18 protein-coding genes and 3 pseudogenes are annotated in these 21,465 nt (G+C 74.8%); 11 read left to right on the top strand and 10 right to left on the bottom strand.

What is annotated here, in order from left to right:
• Positions 1-128 precede the first annotated feature (128 nt).
• Positions 129-785 (top strand): maleylpyruvate isomerase mycothiol-dependent enzyme family protein, encoded by a 657-nt coding sequence (locus MW084_RS23540; RefSeq protein WP_010473154.1) that lies wholly within the window; start codon positions 129-131, stop codon positions 783-785.
• A gap of 110 nt (positions 786-895) precedes the next feature.
• Here MW084_RS23540 and MW084_RS23545 read toward each other — a convergent pair.
• Both MW084_RS23545 and MW084_RS23550 read right to left on the bottom strand, forming a co-directional pair.
• A pseudogene (locus MW084_RS23545) lies at positions 896-1,060 on the bottom strand (SAM-dependent methyltransferase); the annotation flags it as partial.
• 14 nt (positions 1,061-1,074) lie between these two features.
• A pseudogene (locus MW084_RS23550) lies at positions 1,075-1,639 on the bottom strand (class I SAM-dependent methyltransferase); the annotation flags it as partial.
• 270 nt (positions 1,640-1,909) lie between these two features.
• Here MW084_RS23550 and MW084_RS23555 point away from each other — a divergent pair.
• The 4 genes and pseudogenes from MW084_RS23555 to ppk2 form a co-directional block, all read left to right on the top strand.
• Positions 1,910-2,587, top strand: a complete 678-nt coding sequence (locus tag MW084_RS23555) for an acetoacetate decarboxylase family protein (protein WP_158684348.1) — start codon at positions 1,910-1,912, stop codon at positions 2,585-2,587.
• Between the two features lie 140 nt (positions 2,588-2,727).
• Positions 2,728-3,255, top strand: coding sequence for a hypothetical protein (locus tag MW084_RS23560; RefSeq protein ID WP_010473147.1), 528 nt, complete (start codon positions 2,728-2,730; stop codon positions 3,253-3,255).
• 386 nt (positions 3,256-3,641) lie between these two features.
• On the top strand, positions 3,642-3,812 hold the full coding sequence (locus tag MW084_RS23565) for a hypothetical protein (protein WP_010473144.1): 171 nt from the start codon (positions 3,642-3,644) through the stop codon (positions 3,810-3,812).
• A gap of 229 nt (positions 3,813-4,041) precedes the next feature.
• Positions 4,042-4,972: pseudogene (gene ppk2 / locus MW084_RS23570) on the top strand (polyphosphate kinase 2); the annotation flags it as partial.
• Positions 4,973-5,499: 527 nt separating this feature from the next.
• On the opposite strand, the gene MW084_RS23580 reads toward ppk2, so the two are convergent.
• Positions 5,500-5,721, bottom strand: coding sequence for a winged helix-turn-helix domain-containing protein (locus MW084_RS23580; RefSeq protein WP_010473140.1), 222 nt, complete (start codon positions 5,719-5,721; stop codon positions 5,500-5,502).
• A gap of 972 nt (positions 5,722-6,693) precedes the next feature.
• Here MW084_RS23580 and MW084_RS23585 point away from each other — a divergent pair.
• Positions 6,694-7,077: a VOC family protein gene (locus tag MW084_RS23585; RefSeq protein WP_010473138.1), complete on the top strand. Its 384-nt coding sequence runs from the start codon at positions 6,694-6,696 to the stop codon at positions 7,075-7,077.
• Between the two features lie 159 nt (positions 7,078-7,236).
• On the opposite strand, the gene MW084_RS23590 is transcribed toward MW084_RS23585, so the two are convergent.
• Positions 7,237-7,458 carry a GntR family transcriptional regulator gene (locus MW084_RS23590; protein ID WP_010473136.1) on the bottom strand — a complete coding sequence of 74 codons (222 nt, stop codon included), beginning with the start codon at positions 7,456-7,458 and terminating at the stop codon, positions 7,237-7,239.
• A 1,078-nt stretch (positions 7,459-8,536) separates the two neighbouring features.
• On the bottom strand, positions 8,537-9,166 hold the full coding sequence (locus MW084_RS23595; RefSeq protein ID WP_010473134.1) for an antibiotic biosynthesis monooxygenase family protein: 630 nt from the start codon (positions 9,164-9,166) through the stop codon (positions 8,537-8,539).
• A 185-nt stretch (positions 9,167-9,351) separates the two neighbouring features.
• On the opposite strand from MW084_RS23595, the gene MW084_RS23600 reads away from it, so the two are divergent.
• Positions 9,352-9,921 carry a DinB family protein gene (locus MW084_RS23600; RefSeq protein ID WP_010473133.1) on the top strand — a complete coding sequence of 190 codons (570 nt, stop codon included), beginning with the start codon at positions 9,352-9,354 and terminating at the stop codon, positions 9,919-9,921.
• Positions 9,922-10,043: 122 nt separating this feature from the next.
• Here the strand turns inward: MW084_RS23600 and MW084_RS23605 are convergent, their stop codons facing one another.
• Entirely contained in the window at positions 10,044-11,270 is a 1,227-nt protein-coding gene (locus MW084_RS23605) for an alpha/beta hydrolase (RefSeq protein WP_010473131.1), read from the bottom strand.
• Positions 11,271-11,492: 222 nt separating this feature from the next.
• On the opposite strand from MW084_RS23605, the gene MW084_RS23610 reads away from it, so the two are divergent.
• The 4 genes from MW084_RS23610 to MW084_RS23625 all read left to right on the top strand — a co-directional run bounded on the left by MW084_RS23610 (position 11,493) and on the right by MW084_RS23625 (position 18,270).
• On the top strand, positions 11,493-12,662 hold the full coding sequence (locus MW084_RS23610; RefSeq protein WP_010473128.1) for a carboxylate-amine ligase: 1,170 nt from the start codon (positions 11,493-11,495) through the stop codon (positions 12,660-12,662).
• 186 nt (positions 12,663-12,848) lie between these two features.
• Complete coding sequence (locus MW084_RS23615) at positions 12,849-14,636, top strand: N-acetylglutaminylglutamine amidotransferase (RefSeq protein ID WP_010473126.1); 1,788 nt, start codon at positions 12,849-12,851, stop codon at positions 14,634-14,636.
• A complete protein-coding gene (locus tag MW084_RS23620) occupies positions 14,609-16,855 on the top strand; it encodes a S9 family peptidase (RefSeq protein WP_010473125.1) in 2,247 nt (748 codons plus the stop codon). Before MW084_RS23615 ends, MW084_RS23620 begins: the two co-directional genes overlap by 28 nt.
• Positions 16,856-17,094: 239 nt before the next feature.
• Complete coding sequence (locus MW084_RS23625) at positions 17,095-18,270, top strand: spore photoproduct lyase family protein (RefSeq protein WP_029553688.1); 1,176 nt, start codon at positions 17,095-17,097, stop codon at positions 18,268-18,270.
• Positions 18,271-18,424: 154 nt separating this feature from the next.
• Here MW084_RS23625 and MW084_RS23630 read toward each other — a convergent pair whose 3' ends face one another.
• The 4 genes from MW084_RS23630 to MW084_RS23645 form a co-directional block, all read right to left on the bottom strand.
• Positions 18,425-19,177 (bottom strand): S1 family peptidase, encoded by a 753-nt coding sequence (locus MW084_RS23630; RefSeq protein WP_029553687.1) that lies wholly within the window; start codon positions 19,175-19,177, stop codon positions 18,425-18,427.
• Positions 19,178-20,052: 875 nt separating this feature from the next.
• Positions 20,053-20,532: a hypothetical protein gene (locus MW084_RS23635; RefSeq protein WP_010473122.1), complete on the bottom strand. Its 480-nt coding sequence runs from the start codon at positions 20,530-20,532 to the stop codon at positions 20,053-20,055.
• Complete coding sequence (locus MW084_RS23640) at positions 20,529-20,771, bottom strand: hypothetical protein (protein ID WP_010473121.1); 243 nt, start codon at positions 20,769-20,771, stop codon at positions 20,529-20,531. The genes MW084_RS23635 and MW084_RS23640 overlap by 4 nt, the downstream gene beginning before the upstream one ends.
• A gap of 21 nt (positions 20,772-20,792) precedes the next feature.
• Entirely contained in the window at positions 20,793-21,326 is a 534-nt protein-coding gene (locus MW084_RS23645) for a hypothetical protein (protein WP_010473120.1), read from the bottom strand.
• Between the last annotated feature and the right edge of the window lie 139 nt (positions 21,327-21,465).

A 21,465-nucleotide genomic window follows, 5' to 3' on the forward strand; every position in this document is an offset into this window, starting at 1 on the left:
CTCCGCGGCGGCCCCGGCCGCCCTCCAGGCGGGGCCGCCGCGGAGGCCGCTCCNNNCCCCGGCCCCGCCTCCACAGGGCCGGAGGTGGATGCGGACACGCCCCCGTCCGGCCGCGATACGGTCCACCCATGCCCCGACCGGCCGAGACAGGCACCCCCACGTCCCCCGTCACCGCGGACGACCTCGCCCTCGCCCTGCGGCTCGCCGTCGCCGCCCTTCGCGCGGCGCCCCCGGACGCCTGGGACCGCGAGGCCGGCCCGCTGGAGTGGGACTGCTGGGAGACCGCCGAGCACCTGAGCGACGACCTCTTCGCGTACGCCGTCCAACTGGGGCCCGAAGAACCGCCGTTGGACAGTGAAGTGCCCTTCGCGTGGGAGAGCCGGCGGCCCGGCGGACCGGTGAACGCCGTCCACGCCGACCGCGCGGCGGGCCCCGCCGGACTGCTGCGGGTGCTGGAGGCGAGCGGCGCGCTGCTGGTCGCGATGGTCCGCACGGCACCGCCGCACGTCCGCGCCTACCACGTCCACGGCGTCTCCGACGCCGAGGGCTTCGCCGCCATGGGGATCGTGGAGACCCTGGTGCACACCCACGACCTGGCCCGGGGCCTGGGACTCGACTGGGACCCGCCCGCCGACCTGTGCGCGCGGGTGCTCGACCGGCTGTTCCCGAACACCCCCCGGCCCGCGGCCCCCTGGCCCGTCCTGCTGTGGGCCACCGGCCGCGCCGACCTGCCCGGCCGCCCCCGGCCGGCCACCTGGCGCTGGGACGGAACCCCCCGGGCGTAGAGCGCGGAGCGCGTGACGGGCGGCGGTTCCCCGGGGCGGGGCGCCCCCGTGTCCGGTCGTCCCGCTCCCGCGGGGCCCGTACGGCCACGACGCCGACGCAGGGCCGTCCCTCATCCCGCTCCCGGCCGCCGTCCGGGACGGCGGGCGACGAACACGAACTCCCGGCCCGGCCGGTCCGGGGCGTCGCGGACGTCCTCCACCACGAACCCCCGTGCCACGAGGTCCGCCTCGACCTCCTCCCGCCGGCGGAACCGCAGCGTCGACTCCGAGGTCAGNNCCCNNNCGCNNNCCCCGGCGTACACCCTCCGGAAGGTCACCAGCGGCAGCTCCACCGCGACCGGCTCGAGCCAGCTCTCGACCGTTCCCACGCCCGGGACCTCCGTCACGGTGTACGTCGCGTCCCGGTGCCACTCCTCCCAGGCGCGCCGCGCGGGGTCCCGCGTCTCGAACACCAGCCGCCCGCCGGGCCGCAGCGCCGCGCGGGCCCCCCGCAGCGTCCCGTGCCAGTCGCGCGGGCGGACGATCTCCTGGGCCGTGTTGGCCGTCATGACCGCCAGGTCGACCCGCAGCGGCGGAAGCGCCGTCGCGTCCCCGCGGACCCACCGCACCCGGTCGCCGCCCGCCTTCCCCCGCGCGACGTCGAGGCAGGCCGGGGCCGGATCGACCCCGGTCACGTCCAGGCCCCGGCCGGCGAGCATCAGCGCGAACACGCCGGTACCGCAGCCGATGTCCAGGACCCGCCGCGCCCCGAACTCCCCGGCCATGCGGACGTACGGGACCAGATCGTCCCGGTCCGGTTCGAGCAGGTCGTAGAGCGCGGCGAGCCGCGGGTCCCGAAAAGCCTCATCCGCCACGGGCGGAGCGTAGGGCGCCTGCGTACGGGACGGCCAGACCACCCCGCGACCGGGACGGCCCGCACAGGGGCACCGGCGGCGCCGAGGCCGAGCCGGGGCCGGGCTCCGCCACTGCCGCCGGAACCGGTCCCCCGCCGCCGGAACCCCGCCCGTCACCGGAACCGGCCACCCGTGGCCGGAACCGGTCGCCCGCCACCGTGCCGTCGCCTCCCGCACCCGGAGGGAGGACGGAGAAGGGTGGGCACGCGCACGGACGGGAAGGCGCACCGCATGACGGAGAGCCACCCGCCGCCCCCCTGGCACCTGCGCGGGACCATGCACGCCGCGCTGTGGCCGGTGCCCGAGCGCCGCCTCCCGCGCTGGCCCCTGCCGGCCGGGGTGGACGCGCTGCGGATCGGACGGCGGTGCGCGGTGGTGACCTTCTGGGTGGACTACCGGCCGGGCGGCACGCTGGCCTACCGCGAACTGCTGGTCGCCCTGGCCGTACGGCGCGGCCGGTCCCTCGGCGGCTGCGCGGTGGAGGCGTGGGTGGACGACCCCCGGTCCCTGGCCGGGGGCAGGGCCCTGTGGGGCATCCCCAAGCGCCCCGCGACGTTCGCTTTCACCCGGCCGGCCCCGGGGCTGCTGGACACCGCGATGCGCACCGACGCCTCCCCGGCGCACTCCCACCCGGCCCCGAGGGTGAGCGCCCTGCACCGCCCGCTCCTGCGCCTCCCCGGCCGACTCCCGCTGCGGGCCCGCCTGTTCCAGCCCGCCCCGGACGGGCGGGGCGAACCGGTCGAGGTGCCGCTCCGCGTGTCCGGGACGCCCTGGCTCACCCGTACGCGCCTGCGCACCGCCCCGGCCGCCCCGCTCGGCTACCTGGCGGGACTGCGCCCCCTGGCCGCGTGCTCGCTGCGGGACTTCGACTTCGCCATCGCCCCGGCCCGGAGCGTCCGGCAAGGGTGACGCGCACGGGCGGACGCCCCCGTAGGGGGCGCGCACAGGGGCCGTCCGCGCCCCGTACGGGGCGCACGTAGGCTTCACGGGGTTCGGCTCGTGTCCCGACGGACGGCTTCCGTGCCCCGTCGAACCCGGAAAGGCGCCACGTGTACCGAGAACGGCTCCCCAAGACCTGGACGGCCTTCTGCGTCGGCGTCTACCTCACCCTGGTCGTGAAGCTGGGCATCGACGCGGTCCCCGAGGACACCGGCCTGTGGCTGACCGTCTCCGCGTCGTTCCTGCTGGTGCTCCTGCCCTGCGTCGCCGTGCCGATCTCCAAGGCCGTCTACCACCGCGTCGCCGTCGACCCCGACCGGGGCGTGCTGCGCGTCGGCCGGGAACGGTTCGCACTCGCCGACATCGACCCCGCCTCCGTCCACGCCGCCCTGCGGGAACCGGCCCCCGGCACGGCGGCCCGCTACGCGGCCTCCGCACAGGCGGTCGACGTGCCCGTGCCCGGCCTGCGCGCCGCCGACCGGGGCGCGCCCCGCCTGGCCGGCGGCGGCTGGGGCGTCCCGCTGGGGATGGACGCCGTGGTCGTCGGCCTGCGCGACGGCGGGGCCCTGTCCGTCGCCACACACGACCGGGACGCCTTCCTCACCGCCCTGGCAGCCGCCCTGCCCCCGGAGGCGTAGTGCCCGCGGGCGGCCCGCCGGCACGGCGCCGCACGCCCGGCGTACGGCCCCGCCCCGGGCGGTCCGCCGGGGAGCATGCCGGTACGGCGGGCCGCTGCCGCCCGCGCGTCCGGCAGCGGCCCGCCNNGCGGGGCGGTGCCCCCGCCCGGCGTACGGCTCCGGCCCCGGCCCGCTCCCCGGGCCACCGCCCGGTCACCGCTCCTCCGGCCGGTACCGCGTCCGGACGGGCACCGGGGAGGGCCGCGGTGCCGGGCCCCGGCCGGTGTGGCCTACCTCTCGTTCCGTGATCCGCTGTCGCCGCTTCCCTCTAAGCTGCCGTGAGGCACGCCGCGGGCGGGCCCCGCCCGCGGCGGCGGAGGAAGCGCTACAGAAAGCAGAGTCAGCCTGTGTTCCAGGAGACCCCGATCTACAGCCGCCTCGTCGAGGAGAGGGGGGACGTCCCCCAGGCGGTGCGCGGCGAGGCCGAACGCATACAGCGGGACCTCGGGCGGCTGATCGCCCTCAGTCCCCAGCCCCCGCTGGGCGGCCAGCACTACCACCCCCAGTCGGCCCGCTAGTCGCGGTGCCACAGCCGTCAGGGCGTGGCACCGCGACACCCGCCGGCGGAGCCCGCCGCCGACGCCGTCCGGACACGGCGCGTGTGGCGCCCGTGGCGCGTGTCCGTACCGCGCCCGGTGCCCGCCGGGGCCGATGCGGAACCAGGGCGTCCACCCGGAGGATCCCCGAGTCCGGATATCGGCCGGTTCCGCCGGGGGAGAGGACGGCGATCCGGGGAACGCGGGGGGTGTGAACGACACCGAGGAAGACCGGGAGAGGTCGAAGGAACTGCTCGACGGGCTGACCGTCGACAGCAGCAGGCCCGAGCAGCCCATCCTGCTGGACAGCTCCGGCGCGGCCATCGAAACCTGGCGGGAGAACTACCCGTACGCCGTGAAGATCCGGCGCGGCGACTACGAGCGGCGCAAGCGCGTGCTGCAGATCGAGATGCTCAAGCTCCAGCGGTGGGTGAAGGAGACCGGGCAGCGCCTGGTGGTGCTCTGCGAGGGGCGCGACGCGGCCGGCAAGGGCGGGACCATCCAGCGGTTCACGGAGCGGCTCAACCCCCGCGGCGCCCGCGTGGTCGCCCTGGACAAGCCTACCGAGAAGGAGGCCACTCAGTGGTACTTCCAGCGGTACGTGGCGCACCTGCCGGCCGCCGGTGAGATCGTCTTCTTCGACCGGTCTTGGTACAACCGGGCCGGCGTCGAGCGCGTCATGGGCTTCTGCACCGAGGAGCAGTACGAGCTGTTCCTGCACCAGTGCCCGCTCTTCGAGCGGATGCTCGTCGAGGACGGCATCCTCCTGGTGAAGTTCTGGTTCTCCGTCTCCCGGGCCGAGCAGCGGACCCGGTTCGCGATCCGGCAGGTGGACCCGGTGCGGCAGTGGAAGCTCTCCCCCGTGGACCTGGAGTCGCTGGACCGCTGGGACGACTACACCACCGCCAAGGTCGAGATGTTCCGCGCCACCGACACCCACCACGCCCCCTGGACGGTGGTCAAGAGCAACGACAAGCGGCGCGGCCGGCTGGAGGCGATGCGCAGCCTGCTGTGGCGCTTCGACTACGACCGGAAGGACGAGCAGCTCATCGGCGAGCCGGACCCGCTGATCGTCGGCGCCGCCGACACCCTGCTGGAGCCGGGGGAGGAGAGCACCGACCTCTCCCCCACCCGCTCGCCCANCCCGCAGGCACCCCCGGTGTCCACCCGGAGGACCGCACGGAGAGTCCCGCCGCGGGTTCCGCGGCCGGCGAGGACGACCGGCGCCCGGACGACCCCGCTGACGAGTCCGCGGACGACCCCGCTGACGACCCCGCGGACGACTGACGGTGTACGGACCGGGAGCGAGGACCCGGGTGCCCCACCCGCACCGGCTCCGGCCGTCGCCGCCCGCCGGGTGTGAGCCGTGCCCGTCTGCGGCGGGAGCCGGTACGGGTGAGAAGCCCGGTCCGTACGTCCACCTGATGCCCCAATCCAAGGCGGTCTGGGATCACGCCGCCCCGAGCTACGCCCGGAGCCTTCACCTGAGCAGGAGACGGGAAGGTCGCGCCGGGCCCCGGCGTCACCTTCGTCACCGGTCACGGCAGTCTCGGCGGCCCCTACCAGGCGACCCTGCCGACTGCGGCGGTTCTGGCACAGCCCCGGGTCAGCGAGTACGGAGTCGTGCGCAAAGGCCCCGACTTCCTTGACGGCGTTGTCACTTGGCGCGTCACATCACGAAGAACCCGCGCGGGATCACCTTGCGCAACCTGCCCTCCGACACCAGCACGCCGACGGCGCGCACGGCCGTCGACTGGCTGATGTCGTACTCCGCCGCAATGGCCACGGTGCCGGGAAACTTGTCGCCCGACTTCCACTCACCGGCGTCGAGGCGTCGGCGCAGGTCGTCGGCAACCTGCCCGGCAAACGGAATCGAACGGTCTAGCTCCATGTAGTCAGCGTGTGGGCTAATGCACGCTTCCGCTATCGAAGTAACCCACTAGCCAGCTAGTCTCAGAGCTCCAGAAGAGCGCCTCGGCGGGAAGGGTCGGAGCTTCCGCGCCGAGGCTGACCGAAGAATGGAGCTTCGGCCATGCGAACCCTACTCGCGCTGGTCCTGCGCGCCCTGTTGCCCGCTCGCGGGAAGCGGCGGGCCTCGGCGCCGACACAACCGGTACGTCGTCTCCTGCCCGCAGACGTCCACGGTGCGCCCGTAGGCCGGCCCCCGAACGACGGGGACGCGTCTACTGTCCGCGACGTGCTGAGGGGCGAGGAAACCGTGCTGGTCCGCCCGTACTTCGCTGCGCATGAGCGTGCTCAGGAACGGCGGCGCCGGCGGGAGCGGCGTACGTTCCTGGTGCTGGCAACGAGCGGAGTCGACTACGCGGGGCTGGGCGCATGACCGGCAAGTCGTTCATGACTCTTCGTGATTCGGCGAGCCGGACCCGCTGATCGTCGGCGCCGCCGACACCCTGCTGGAGCCGGGGGAGGAGAGCACCGACCTTTCCCCCACCCCGCAGGCACCCCCGGTGTCCACCTGGAGGACCGCACGGAGAGTCCCGCCGCGGGTTCCGCGGCCGGGGAGGACGACCGGCCCGCGGACGACCCCGCGGACGACCCCGCTGACGAGTCCGCGGACGACCCCGCTGACGACTGACGGTGTACGGACCGGGATCGGGAGCCCGGACCGTACATGGCGCGAGGGGGCTACGAGTAGGGGCCGTGCGAGTTCGCCCCTGTGCGCTTTCGGGCCCGTGGCCTGGCGTGCCGGAGGCTGGGCCGCACCCGGTGCCTCGTGTTCTCCCGGCTGTGTCCGGGATATGTATCGAAAATGCCGCCAATCCCGCCCGGACCGTAGGCGTAGGTGCTAAGGACGAGCGCAACCTGGTGGCATCCAGGGCGAAAACAGGGAAGGCTCGCGCGCATGGTCTCGATGGTGCAGAACATGGCGATCGACTGTGCGGATGCCTACGGGCTGGCCCGTTTCTGGAGCGGCGTGACCGGTCGTCCGCTGCATCCGGAGAGCAGGCCGGGTGACCCGGAGGTCCAGGTGCCCCTGGCGGAGGGCCTGGTGCTGTACTTCAACCAGGTACCCGAGGCCAAGACGGCCAAGAACCGGATCCATCTGTGCCTGCGCCCCGAGACCTCGCGCGAGCAGGAGGTGGAACGGCTGCTGGGTCTCGGCGCCACCCTCTTCGCCGACCACCGGAATCCCGACGGCTCCGGCTGGGTGGTCCTCGCCGACCCCGAGGGCAACGAGTTCTGCGTCCTGCGCAGCGAGTCCGACCGGGCCGCCGCAGCTCCCTGACGCCCTCCTGTCGTTCTCACCGCCCTCGTGGCAGTCCCGCCGCCTCCGATCGGACAGTCCTCGTCGGCTCCGACCGCTCCCGGAGGCGGCTTCGGCGCAGCTTCCGGCCGGCAAGCGCGGGGTCGATGCCTCGGAGGGGCAACTCAACTCGCCAGAAGGCTAGTTGACGAACGACCCGATACCGTTCTCGGTGCGGATGAGTCCACGCTCGCGTAGATCGGCGAGAGCCTTTCGCGCTGTCACCTGAGCTACGTCGAACTCGGCGCACAGCGCCAGGATGCCGGGCAGCTTCGATCCCGCCGGGTACGTGCCGGCGTCGATGCGCCGCTCGACCTCAGCGGCGATCTGCGTCCACTTCGCTCGGGTCGGGTCCAGTTCCACATGATCAAGGCTGCGGGCTGCAGCAGGTTGCGGCTAGTGGTAGCGAGCTATAGCAAGGTCCAGTAAGGTGAGTGCTCCGGCGCCTTGCCGGAACGGTGATGGCTCGTTCTGCCGGATCTCGACGGAGCGGCGAAACGGGTCCGAGAGACGAAAGGACCGTCTCCTGGTGCGAAGCATGTTTGCCGCGATTCTCGCCCTGCTCCTGTCCCCCCGAGGGAGGCGTCGGTCTGCGGCACCGACGCAACTGGCAGGTTGCCCCCGGCCTGCGGGCGCCCAGGGTGCGCCCGCAGGTCGACCCTCGAACGACGGAGCCGCGCACGTTGTCCGTGACGCGCTGAGAGGTGAGGAAACCGCGCTGGTCCGTCCGTACCTCATTGCGCATGAGCGTGCTCAGGAACATGGGCGTCGGCGGGAGCGGTGCACGTTCCTGGTCCTGGCAACGACCGGAATCGACTACGCGAGGTTGAGCGCATGACCGGCAAGTCGTTCATGACTCTTCGTGTTTCTCGTGATTCCGGAAAGACGTGGGGGAGGGAAGTGGAGGTCACGGAGAGGAAGGCCGGCCCCCCGCCGTTCTCGTCCCAGTGGCCGCCGTGCCGGTGCCGCCTCTGCGTCGGAAGGAACGTACCGGCCGACGAGTAGTCGGCGGATGTGAGAGCCCCCTACGATTCGCCTCGAACTCAAGAGAATCGCAGGGGGTTCCTCGTTGTCCTCAAAGGACTTCTCAGCGAATTGACCTGCGTGAAACGCGCTGAACAGCGCGTTTCCTGGTAGGTCGGACCGGGCGGCTCCGGCTCCGGGTGAGTGCAGAGCCCCTGGCGGGACATGTGTCACCGCAGGATCAGGTCGGAGTCGGCATACTGCTCGCCACGGTGTTCAGCTGATCCGCAGGGCGTCCGGGCCGCTCGTCACGGAACGGTCCCGGACGCCCTGCCCGCGTTACCGGACGTGCCGTCGGCACGGTGCGCCACCCGTCCGGTTCGCCTGCGTCGCGGATGCGGCCGCCCGGGCGGAAGGGACCGGGAGCGTACGGCTCGCGGCTGAGGACGTACGACTCGCGGGCGCTTCCGCGCCGCGCTCAGAATCCGGCGACGACCCGGAAGAGGGCGGGGGTGGCGACGGCGAAGTCGGGGGAGGTGGACGGGGGCTGCCGGAGGCGGGAGCCGCTGTCCGCCGCGTGCCACGCCTCGGGGCTGTCCCAGTGCGCGATGTCGACCAGCTGGAAGCGGGTGTCCGGGGCCACCGCACGGTGCAGCCGGCTGTCCCGGAAACCGGGCGCCTTGCTCATCAGCTCCGCCTGGTCGAGCCGGTGCGGCAGCCACTCGTCGATCCGCTCGGCGGGCAGCTCGAAGGCGTTGATGAGGGTGATCCCCGGTCCTTCGCCCGCACTGCCCTCCACGGTGGCCCATTCGGCCGCCACCTGGTACCAGCCGCCGTGCACGGTGGCGTAACCGGCCGCGGTGGCCGCCGACGCGGTGAAGTCGGGATGCGCCAGCGCCTCGTCCCGGGCTTCGACGCTGTCCCAGTGCGCCACATTGACCAGGCCGAGCCGGGACTCCGGGTGCACTCTGCGGTGCAGCCGCGCGTCCCGGAATCCGGGGGCGGTGCGGATGAGGGTGACGCGCTCCCGCCAGCGTGCGACGGATTCGTCGATCCGGTCCTCGGGCAGTTCCCACGCGTCGATCAGGGTGATTCCGTTGTCAGTCACCGCACCATCGTGGAACCTCAACCAGACTTCAGGTCAAGGCGGTTCGAGCGTTCCGGCCGGCCGGTGGCGCAATTCCTCCCAGGGCCCGTCCGCGCGGGAACCAGGGCGGAAGGGCGGTCCGTTCGACCACGGAACACGGAGCGCCCAGAGCACGGACCGGACCACCAGCGAACCCGGAGCAGCCCATGTCCATGCCCTCGCCCGGCCCCGTCACCCGCGATCTGCTCGAAACCTTCGACGAGGTGTGCTCCAGGATCCTCGCGCGCCTCGACGGCCTCACCGACGCCGAGTACCTCTGGGAGCCCGCCACCCCGTGCAGGACGGTCCGGGCCGGCGCGGACGGCGTGTTCCGTGCCGACCCCCGGCCCACGGGCGCCCCCCGCCCGGCGCCGTTCACGACGATCGCCTGGCGGACCTGGCACATCGGGGCCGACTGCCTGCGCGGTTACGGCCGCTTCTTCGGGGACCGGCAGCAGGGCGACGACGAGCGCCACCGGTGGCCGGGCACGGCGGTGGAGGGCGTCCGGGCGATGGTCGGCGACTGGACCCGGTTCCGCAGCCGGGTCGGGTCCCTCGGCGACGACCGCCTCCTCGAACCCATGGGCTCCCGCGCGGGCGTGTACGGCCACGAGAGCTACCTGCTGCTGGCCCTGCACGCCCTGGACGAGGTCGCCCACCACGGTGCCGAACTCGGCGTCCTGCGCGACCTGCACCTCCACGGCTTCACCGCGGAACGAGGGCCGGCGGCGACGTAGCCGCCCCGACGCCCCGATGCCCCGACACCTCGGCGTCCCGACACCCCGACACCCCGACGCCCCGACACCTCGGCGTCCCGGCGACTGCCGTGCTTCCGGCGCCCGTCCGGCGGCGGGGCGGCTCAGCGCGCCTGCCGGTCGAGGAAGTCGACGATGCGCGGCAGGGCCCGTTTCACCGAGGTGTTGTGGTCCAGGTCCCCCAGGTCGGTCAGGCGGTGATCGGCGCGCCTGCCCTCCAACTGGGCGGCGCAGTGCTCCGCGTGGGCGAACGCCACGTCCCGGTCCCCCCGGGCGTGGAAGAGGTGCACGGGCGCGTCGGGCCGCCAGTCGCAGACGCGGTCCAGCCGGCGCAGCTCGCGGGCGAGCGCGCCGTCGGGGTTCCTGATCCGCTCCAGGAAGGCGGCGGTGAAGAGCTCCTTCGACGTGGCGGGCAGGGCGGCCATCAGCTCGCGCGCGGTGTGGTCGCCGTCGAACAGCTCCTCGATCCGCTGGTCGTAGGGGGCGCGGAACGCCTCCGACGGCGTGTCGTACAGCCCGTACATCCGGTTCCACGCGGTGACGAAGTAGGCGAGGTACAGGGAGGAGTGGGCGACCGCGTCGTCGGCCGCCGCGGCTTCGAAGGCGCTCACGTGGAAGGGGCCCGACACGGGTGCCAGCGCCCCGAGCCGGAAGTGGGGGGCGCCGCCCTTCCGCTGGAGGGCCCGCCCCACCGTCATCGTCGCCTGGGCGCCCTGGGAGAAGCCGCTGACCGCCACCTCGGGCCGCAGCGTACGGCCCGCGCTCAGGGCCAGGGTCCGCGCGGCGCGCAGGGCGTCCACGGAGGCGGAGACGGTGGCGGCGGTGTCGCCGTACGGGTGGAACCCCTCGCCCCTGCCGAGCCCGACGTAGTCCGGCGCGGACACCGCCCTGCCCGTGGAGGCGAGGAGGAGGGCCGCCCGCCGGTCGTTGGAGGCGGGGTTCACCGAGGCGACCTCGCCCCGGTGGACGGTGGTGCCGTGCAGCCACGAGACGACCGGCAGGGAGGTCTCCCGGCTGTGCGGCAGGACGACCAGTTGGCTGGCCGTGGTGGGGGAGCCGTCGCTGCCGGTGGTGCGGTAGAGCACGCGGTACCAGGTCGCCCCGTACCTGACCCGCGTGGTGTCGATGCCCGCGTTCCGCAGGGCCTCCGACACGTCCGCCGCGCTCAGGCGCCCCTCCTCCTCGACGGCCATGAGCGTCCCCGGCGCGGCGGATGGGCGGGGCCCGTGCGCCCCGGCGGGCGCGGAGGAGGTGAGGAGGAGCGCGGCGGTGCCCAGGGCGGCGAGGGCGAGGCGGGCCGTTCCCGCGGGCGAGGTGCGTCGGATTCGCATGTGCCGATCCTGTCGCCCGCGGGGGCCGGGGCCCATGGGGCTGCCCCCCGGGGCGCTGCGGGGGAGGGCTCCACGGGGTTCCCTTGAGGGAACGGAAAATCATGCTTTTCGGAAGTTTACTTCCGCGATGTGGAATAAACGAGCTCAGGCGTGTGGCCCGATCTTCAGGGCAGTCGGACTGTGCGAGCGCGGTCGAGCCGCGCACTGGTCTGAGGAGTGACGGTGACACTGGCTGTCGGAGTGGAAGAGGAGTTCCATGTCCTCGAGGTGGAGACCGGGAAGCTGGTGCCGCGGGCCGGAGAGGTGCTCCAGGGCCTGCCGAAGGGACGTTTCACCACGGAGCTCCTCCAGTCGATCGTCGAGTCCAACAGCGACGTCCACACCACGCTGGACTCCCTGTGGGCCGACCTGATCCAGTCGAGGGCACGGCTCGGCGGCAGCGCCGCGGGCCACGGACTGGCGGTGGTGGCGGCGGGCACCGTGCCGCTCGCGGACGACGACGCGGGCCGCGTGACACCGGACCGCCGCTACCGGCACATGATGTCGGAGTACCGCCGCATCGCCGACGAGCAGCTCATCTGCGGCACCCACGTGCACGTCGACGTCCCCGACCGCGACACCGCGGTCCGGGCGATGTGCGTGATCGCGCCCTGGGTGCCGGTCCTGCTGGCGCTCTCCGCCAGCTCGCCCTTCTGGGAGGGCGCGGACACCGGCTACGCGAGCTGGCGCACCATGCTGTGGCAGCGCTGGCCCACCGCCGGCCCGGCGGGCTGCTTCCCCGACGCGGCCGGGTACGACGCCGCGGTCGCCGAGCTGATCGCGTCCGGCGTGGTCACCGACCCGGGGATGATCTACCACGACCTCCGGCCCTCCGACCACCAGCCCACGCTGGAGCTGCGCGTCTGCGACTCCTCCCCGAGCGCCGAGACGGTCGTCCTCGTCGCGGCGGTCTTCCGCGCCCTGGTGATGCGGGCGACCGAGCGCGTCGCCGCGGGCGGGGTCCCGCAGTGCGACGGCCGCCACGAGTGGCTGCGGGCGGCCACCTGGCGGGCCGCGCGCTCGGGCCTGGAGGGGGACCTGATCGACCCGGTGTCCCGCCGTCCGGCCCCCGCCGCCCGCGTGGTGCGCGCCATGCTGACGCGCCTGCGCCCGGAACTGGAGGAGTGCGGGGACTGGGCGACCGTGCGGGAGCTGTCGGAGAAGGCCCTCGCCGACGGCAGCGCCGCGCACCGGCTGCGCACCACCGCCGCCCGGGAGGACCTGCTGGCCTGCGTCGACGAGCTGATCGCCCTGACGCGGGGCCCGGGCGGCCGGGCCGACCTCGGCCAGCGGGTCGTGCGGACCGCCCGGCCGGGACTGCGCCGCGGTTCCGTGGAGCCCATCGGCGGCTGACCCCGTGCCGGGGCGCGGCGCCGCCGCGCCCGCCCCGGCCGGGCGGTCCGGCACGCGACACACACGAACGAAGAAGGAGGAACCCATGTGCGGCGACACCCCACTCGCCTGCCGCAGCGGCGCCCCGGTCACCCGGGCGCGCGCCGAGGAGGAGGACGAGGCGCTTCGCGCGGGAGGTGATACGCGATGTGCGGTCTGAGCGGCGAGATACGGTTCGACGGCGGACGCCCCGACCTGGACGCGGTCCGGCGGATGAACGACCGCCTGGCCCCGCGCGGCCCCGACGGCGAGGGCCTGTGGACCCGGGGCCCGGTCGCCCTGGGGCACCGCAGGCTGAAGATCATCGACCTGTCCGACCGGGGCGCCCAGCCGATGACCGACGACCCCGACGGCCTGGTCACCGGCGTCTTCAACGGCTGCCTGTACAACTACCAGGAACTGCGGGAGGAGCTGCGACGCCTGGGTCACCGCTTCGTGTCCACGTCGGACACGGAGGTGCTGATCAAGGCGTACCTCCAGTGGGGCACCGAATGCGTCGACCACTTCTACGGGATGTTCGCGTTCGCGCTCCTCGACCACCGCACCGGGCAGCTCGTCCTCGGCCGTGACCGGCTGGGGATCAAGCCCCTGTACCTGGCCGCCGCCCCCGGACGGCTCCGGTTCGCCTCCTCCCTGCCGGCCCTCCTGGCCGCCGGCGGGGTGGACACCTCGATCGACCCGGTCGCCCTCCACCAGTACCTGACGTGGCACGCCACCGTCGCCGCGCCGCGCACGATCCTCGCCGGCGTGACCAAGCTGCCCCCGGCCACGGTCCGCGTGATCGAACCGGACGGCACCCACCGCGACCACCGCTACTGGGAGCCCTCCTACACCCGCCGCCCGGAGCACGAGGGCATGAGCGGCGAGGAGTGGCGGGACGCCGTGCTGGAGGCGCTGCGCGTCGCCGTGCGCCGCCGCATGGTCGCCGACGTCCCCGTGGGCGTGCTGCTCTCCGGCGGCCTGGACTCCAGCCTGGTGGTGGCGCTCCTCGCCGAGGAGGGCCAGCGCGACCTGGCGACGTTCAGCGTCGGCTTCGAGTCGGCTGGCGGCGAGGAGGGCGACGAGTTCCACTACTCCCGGCTGATGGCCCGGCAGTTCGGCACCGACCACCACGAGCTGATGGTGCCGTCCACCGAGGTGTCGGGCGCGCTGGACGCGGCCGTCGCGGCGATGGCCGAACCCATGGTCAGCCACGACGTGATCGCCTTCCACTTGCTGTCCCGCCAGGTCGCCGAGCACGTCAAGGTCGTGCAGAGCGGCCAGGGCGCGGACGAGGTCTTCGCCGGCTACCACTGGTACCCGCGCCTCGCGGTGCCCGAGCGGGACCGGGCGGCCGAGGCGTACGCGGAGGCGTACTTCGACCGGACGCACGCGGACCTGGCCGGCATCGTCCAGCCCCACATGCTGCCCGGCGAGGACGTCTCGCGGCGGTTCGTGCAGGAGCACATGGCCCGGCCCGGAGCGGAGACCGCCCTCGACGCGGCCCTGCGGCTGGACACCCACGTCATGCTCGTCGACGACCCCGTCAAGCGCGTCGACAACATGACCATGGACTGGGGCCTGGAGGCCCGGGTGCCGTTCCTCGACCACGAGCTGGTGGAGCTGGCCGCGGCCTGCCCGCCCGAGCTGAAGCTCGCCCACGACGGCAAGGGCGTGCTCAAGGAGGCCGGCCGCAAGCTGCTGCCCGCCGAGGTGGTGGACCGGCCCAAGGGGTACTTCCCGGTACCCGCGATCAAGCACATGGCGGGCCCGGTCCTCGACCGGGTGCGCGAGGCGCTGGGCGCGCCCGAGGCCAAGGCCCGCGGCATCTTCCGGGAGGAGTACGTGGCGGAGCTCCTCGCGGCACCCGACGAGCACCGTACGAGGCGAGGGGCGAACGGCCTGTGGCAGGTAGCGTTGCTGGAGCTGTGGCTGCAGAAGCACGGCATCGGCTGACCGGTTCCCACCCGGACGGGCAGGAGGCGCCGGTCGCGGCGCCCTCCACCGTCCCCCTGGCGCCCGCCGAGGGCGCCCGCGACGAACCGGTGCGGCTCACCGCCCACGGCTGCTGGTACCCGTCGGCCGACCCCTACGGGGCGCGGATCGCGTTCATCTGCGACCGCGGCGGCGTGCCGCAGCTGTGGACCGGGCCGGTGGACGGCGACGAGGTGCACCTCCTCGACGCGGGGCCCGACCCCGTGTCGGAGGTGTCCTGGTCGCCGGACGGCCGGTGGATCGCCTACACCACCAGGCCGGGCGGGGGGGAGCACTCGCGCGTGCTGTGCGTGCGCCCCGACGGCACCGGGCGCCGCGTCCTCGCGGGCGCGGAGCCCGGCACCTCCGCCTACCTGGGGTGCTGGCTGCACGACGGGTCGGCCGTCGCGGTCACCGTCGCCGCGCCGGCCGGGCCCGGCCCCGGACCGGCCGCCCCCTTCCCGGCCGGGGACCCGGCCGAACCGGGCGAGCCGCACGCCCTGGCGCCGCCGGCGGGCTGGAGCGAACGCGACGGGCACGCCGTCCTGCTGGGCGGCGCGCACCGGGGCGACGTGGACCCCGCCGTCCGCGCCCTCGGCGCCGCCGCCCGCGGCGCGCGGCTCCTGGGCGCCCCGCACGCCGTACCGCCCGCGCCGCTCCCCGAGGCGCCCACGGTGCGGGCGGGCAACGGGCTCGCGGCGTACCTGATCGACCCCGACGGGGTGGCGGCGCCCGTGCTGGTCGCCGTCGAGCAGACGGCGGCCACCCTCCGCGTCTGCGACGTCAGCCGGGACGGCCGGCTGGCGGTGCTGCGGCGCGGGCCCCGCAACCGGCGGGAGGCCGTCGTGGTGCGCCTGGCGGACCTGGCGGCGGCGGCGGCCGTGCCGGTCGCCGACGGCGACCCGTGGATCGGCGCCTTCTCCCCGGACGCGCGCCGGCTGTGGCTGCGCAGCGACGCCGACCGGGAGTTCGCGGCCCTGCTGGCCGCGGACCTGACACCCGACGGGGGCATCGCGGCCCTGTCGACGGCCGCCGAACGCGACGGGGCCGACCTGGAGCTCCTCTCCGTGGCGCACGAGGGCCGGGGCGCCTTCCTGGCGTGGAACGACGGCGGGGTGAGCGACCTGGAGTTCCGCACCCTCCCCGGCACGACGGGCACGACGGGCACGACGGGCGCGCCGCCCGTGGCGGAGGCGGGCCGCGAGGTCCCGCTGGACCACGAGGTCGCCACCCGGGTCGTGCCCGCCGGGGCGGACGGCGCGGCCATCGCCCTGAGCGGCTCGCAGCGGCGCCCGGGGGTCTGGTGGCTGCCGGAGGCCGGCGCGCCGGTCAGGACGGCGTGGTCCTCCCGCGACGAGGACGCGGTGCCGCCCGGCCGCCACCCCACCCGGCCGGTCCTGCACCGGTTCACCGCGCGTGACGGGACGCCGCTGAGCGGCTGGTACTACCGTGCGCCGGGCCGGGCGGCCAACCGGCCCGCGCCCTGCGTGATCCACCTGCACGGCGGCCCCGAGGAGCAGGAGCGCCCCGTGCTCGACCCGCTCTACCACGAGCTGCTGGGACGCGGGTTCGACGTCTTCGCGCCGGACGTGCGCGGCTCGTCGGGCCACGGGCGGTCCTTCGTCGACGCCGACCTCGGCACGGGCCGGTTCGCCGCGATCGAGGACGTCGCCGACTGCGCCGCGCACGCCGTGCTCGCGGGGCCGGCGGACCCCTCGCGGCTGGCGGTGATGGGCCGCTCGTACGGCGGCTACCTCGTCATGGCGTCCCTGGTGTGGCACCCGGAGCTGTTCCGCACGGGCGTGGCCGTGTGCGGCATGTCCGACTTCCAGTCGTTCTTCGCCGGCACGGAGCCCTGGATCGCCGAGTCGGCCGCGCACAAGTACGGCCACCCGGAACGCGACCGCGACCTGCTGCGGTCCCTGTCGCCCCTGCACCGCGTGGACGCCCTGCGCGTACCGGTCCTGGCGGTCCACGGCGAGTACGACACGAACGTGCCGCCCGGCGAGTCGGAGCAGTTCGTGCGCGCCGCCCGGGAGCGGGGGATCGCCGCCGAGATGCTGACCCTGCGCGACGAGGGGCACGACTTCCAGCGGGCCGACAACCGGCGCCTGTTCCGCCGCGCCGCGGCCGACTGGCTGGAACGCCACCTCGCCGGCGGGGGCGGCGGCCCGGCGCCCTTCGCCCACGGCGAGGACTGACCGGCCCGTCCGCCCCGGAGCCCCGGGCGGCGCCGCGCTCACGGGCACCCCGGCCCGTCCGCCGGTTCCCCCGGACCGCGCCCCCGCCGCCCNCCCCGGCGGGCCGGGGGCCGCGGCCCGCCCGGCGTGTCCCGTTTCGTACAGTGGAGGGCGGACCGTCCCGCGGCGCGTGAGCGGTCCGCCCCCTTAGGGCAGCGCCCTCCTCGTCCCCGTTCGGCATCGGAGCTCCCGGCATGGTCATGCGGCACCCGTCCGCCGGCGCGGACGGCACCCAGGAGGGGCTGTTCCCCGTGGACGACCTCGGGCCGGCCGGCGGCGGACCGGCGCGGACCCGCGCCTTCCGGGACTCGCCGGAGGCCCGCAGGCTGCTGGACGTGCACGAGATCCACGCCGAGCCCGCCGCGGCCGCGTCCCCCCGCGGCCGGCAGATCATCGCCCGCTTCCCCGGGGCCCGGGTGGTGGAGACCCCCTCGCACTGGCGCATCCCCGGCCTCCACGGCGACGAGGGCAACGCCGAGAGGTGGGTCCGCCTCAAGAGCCGCACCCTCGTGCTCGGCGAGCGCTCCTCCCTCACCACGCGCCCGAACGGCAGGTCGGCGGACTGGATCGCCCCCGGCCTCAGCAACGGGTGCGCGATGGCCTGCGCCTACTGCTACGTACCGCGCCGCAAGGGCTACGCCAACCCGATCACCGTGTTCACCAATGTCGAGAAGGTCGTCCGGCACCTCGCCCGGCACGTCGCCGCCCAGGGACCGAAACCCGCCCCCAACCAGTGCGACCCGCACGCCTGGGTCTACGACATCGGGGAGAACGGCGACTGCTCGGTGGACGACCTGATCTGCGACAACACCGCCGACCTGATCCACGCCTTCCGCGACTGGCCCACGGCCAAGGCGTCCTTCGCGACCAAGTTCGTCAACCCCGACCTGCTGGAGCTCGACCCGCGCGGCCGGACGCGCATCAGGTTCTCCCTGATGCCGCACGCCGACTCCAGGACGCTCGACATCCGCACCAGCCCGGTCGAGCGGCGCATCGCCGCCGCCGCGGACTTCCTGGACGCCGGGTACGAGGTCCACTTCAACCTGTCGCCCGTGGTCGTCCGGCCCGGCTGGGAGCGCGCCTGGTCCGAACTGCTCCGGCAGCTGGACGACGTGCTGCCGCGCCGCGTGAAGGAGCAGGCGCGGGCCGAGGTCATCACGCTCACCCACAACGAGCGCCTCCACGAGGTGAACCTCGGCTGGCACCCGCGCGCCGAGGAGGTGCTGTGGCGCCCGGAGATCCAGCAGGCCAAGCTGTCCCAGAACGGCGACCGCAACGTCCGCTACCGCAACGACGTGAAGGCCGCGTCGATCGCGACCCTCCGCGGGCTGATCGAGGCCGAGGCCCCCTGGCTGCGGGTCCGCTACGCCTTCTGACCACGCCTCCCGGCCCCGGCGCGGCGGCGGGCGGGAGGACCCGCCGGGGCCCGCACGCACGGAACCGGCCGCCTCCGTGCCGGGAGGGCGGCCGGTCCGCACCCTTCGCGCCCTCCCCCTTCCGCCCGGTCGCGGCGGCGGGGAAGAGGGGCGGTCACACGCCCGCGACGCCCTGGATCCAGGAGCGGTAGGCGGTGACGTTCGTGTACGCGGTGGTGGTCTGGCGGTCGCTGGTCGAGGCGACGCCCACCTGGACGCCGTTGGCCATCATCGGGCCGCCGGAGTCGCCGCCCGCCGTGATGCCGTTGCCGCGGCGGGCGCAGATGGCGGAGCCGCCGTACGCGTCACGGCAGGCGCCGCTCACGATGACGTCGGCGACCTTCAGGTACCGCGACTGGCAGTTGATCTCGGAACCGCACTGGTAGGTCGCCCCCCAGCCGTAGACCTGGACGGTCTGGTTCACCGCCACCGAGCCCGGCTGGCCGAGGCGGGCGTAGGTGCCCGCCACCGAGCGGTCCAGCCGGACCAGGGAGAGGTCCGAGGAGGGGTGGTTGTGGACGCTGACGCCGTTGGCCACCGTTCCGCCGCTGGTCTGGTCGAGGCTGCCGATGCGGAAGGACAGGCCGCCGCCGCCCACGCAGTGCTTGGCGGTCAGGATCCAGGTGGGGGCGATGATCGAGGCGCTGCAGGTCTGCCGGCCGTTGGAGAACAGCCGGGCGGCCCAGGGGGCGTCGCTCGCGTAGCCTCCGCCGATGATCGGCTGCACGGAGGCGGCCCCGGGCGCCGCGGCGGGCGCGCCGACCGCGGCCGGGGGCTGGGCCGTGGTCGTGGCCGCCGCCGTGGGGGCGAGTCCTAACACCGCGAGCGCGGTGGCCGCGAGCGCGGGGATCATTCTGCTGATTCGCACGTCGGTCTCCTGTGTGTGGGGGGTCGGGTGAGTCCTGGCGAGGACTCGCCGTGCACGGCCGCGCGGCGTGCGGGCGCACGCGGCGGCCCGACATGTATGTCGCGTACATGTCATGAACGGCTGTGGTGAATGTGGCAGACGACCCGCCCCTCGCACAAGGGTCCGGAGCCGGGAAACGGGGCGGGGGAGCCGTGAGAGCCGCCCGGCGTCCGTGTCAGGCCACGCGGTCCGGGCGGGTGCCCGGCCTTTGCCCGGAGCGGCGGGGGAGGCGTGCCGAGGGCGCACCGGCCGGTCCCCGGCATCCGACTCCCGCGCGGGCCCGGCGCGAACCGGCCGTGTCGCGGCACCGGCGGCACCGGCGGCGCCGGCGGCGCTTCCGGCGCGTCCGGTACGGGCGGCCGGGGCGCTCGGGACGGGGACTCCGGAGCGCCCCGGCACCGGCCGGCCGCCGCGCCCGGCTACGAGGTACCCCGGCTGCGAGGTGCCCCGGCCCGGCACCGGTGAGGCCGGATGCCGGAAGGCCGCGCGGCACTCGTCCGAGGCTCCACGTCACCGGGCGTGCGGCCGGGACGACCGGTCGTGCTCCGGGACGACCGGCGGTGGGCGCCGCGAGGCGTCCGGCCGCGGAGACCGCCGAGCCACGCGCCCGGGCGCCCCTCGCACGGGCCCCTCACCGGCATCCGCCGGCCGCGGCACGGGGCCGGAACGGCAGGAGCCGGGGTACGCCCCGCGGGTTCCCGCCGCGGGACCCGGCCCCGCCGGCGCCGGCCCGGAACGCCGACCGGAGACCCACGGGACGCGCTTACCGGAACGGGCGCGGACCCGGTGGCGGTGCCGGCCGCGTCACCGGAGCGCGGGGCGCGTGCGGCGCCTGCTCACGGCACCCGTACTTCCGCGGGGCCGTCCCCGTCCCCCGCCCGAGCCCGCCGCTCGGTGGGCCTGTAGACGACCACGGGGCAGACCGAGCACGCGGACCGCCCCTCCTGGGCGAACCAGCGGCACTCCGCCCGGACCGCGCACCGGGGCGGTTCCGCCGCCGGGCCGATTCCCCTCTGCCGCGCGGCGTCCGCCAGCCGGCCGACGAGTCCGCACCGCCGGTCGCTCCAGTGCTCGCAGGACTCCCGGACGCATGCGCCGGCGAAGCGGAAACGCGATTCCGGGTCGCCCAGGCGCCGGGCCGCGCCGACGAACCCCTCGTCGACGGGGACGGCGGGGCGGAGGTAGCCCAGGCGCCCGTCCTCACCGAGGACGCCGATCACGACCGCGCCCTCGTGGCAGGTGGAACTCGGGCACAGCCGCCCCTCCTCCGGGCGGCACGGGCCCGGCGCCCGCGCATCGGCCTGCGGGCCGGTCACCGTTCCGCCGCCGGACGCACCCGGATGCCCTGGGTACCCCCGTGCCCCCCGATCGAGGAGGCGGTGAGCCCCTCGGCCAGCAGGTCGACGCTCCTGCCATCCTTCAGCAGGTCCACCGATGCGATCTCGTGCAGGACGGCCCTGCGCACGGCGCCGTCGATCCGTCGCAGTACCTCGTCCGACAGCTCCAGCCCGTCGATCTCGACGCGGAACTCGTGTCGCCTGTTCTCCGAGGGCATGGGCTTCCTCCGTCGTCGTTCCTACGCCACCGGCGTGCCGCCGTCGGGCTTGGTGTCCTTGCAGCAGGCGTACTTGTCCTGCTTGTAGTCATGGCGGGCCAGGAGCTCCTCGTCGCAGTCGGGGCACACGGCGGTCAGCGGCTGGTTGACGCGCAGGACGTGGGAGACCTCGAGCTCCAGCGCCGCCGCCACCGCCTCCCGGCCGTGCTCCCGGATCCCCTGCTGCACGAACTCGAACGTCCCGTACCCCCGGCCGCAGTGGCACTCGATGCGGTTGGAGTAGGAGGACCCCGAGATCCTGATGCCGAGTTCGGACTCGATCCGGGCCTTCTCCTCGTGGGTCACCGCCTCCATGCCGACCGCCCGGATGCGGGTGGGGGTCCAGTACCACGCGTTGACGGCCGTGAACTGCGCCCGGGAGAGGTAGAACGTCACCGCTCTTCCGCTCATCACCGCGCCCTGCACCATGGCCACGACGGTGCTGTCGTCCGCCGAGATCACGACCTTTCCGTCGCGGACGACGGATTCGACCGTGTCCAGCGAGGCTCTGTCCATGGCGTACCTCTCCGAGTGGCGTGACCGGGCCGGCCGCACGGCTGCGCCGCGCGCCCCTGCCGGCCCCTCGCCCGACGTTCTCCGCTGCGGCGGCCCGGTGCCACCCGGGCGTTCCGTCCGGGTGACGGAGCGGCCCTCC

This window comes from Streptomyces sudanensis (genome assembly GCF_023614315.1).
Taxonomy (GTDB): domain Bacteria; phylum Actinomycetota; class Actinomycetes; order Streptomycetales; family Streptomycetaceae; genus Streptomyces; species Streptomyces sudanensis.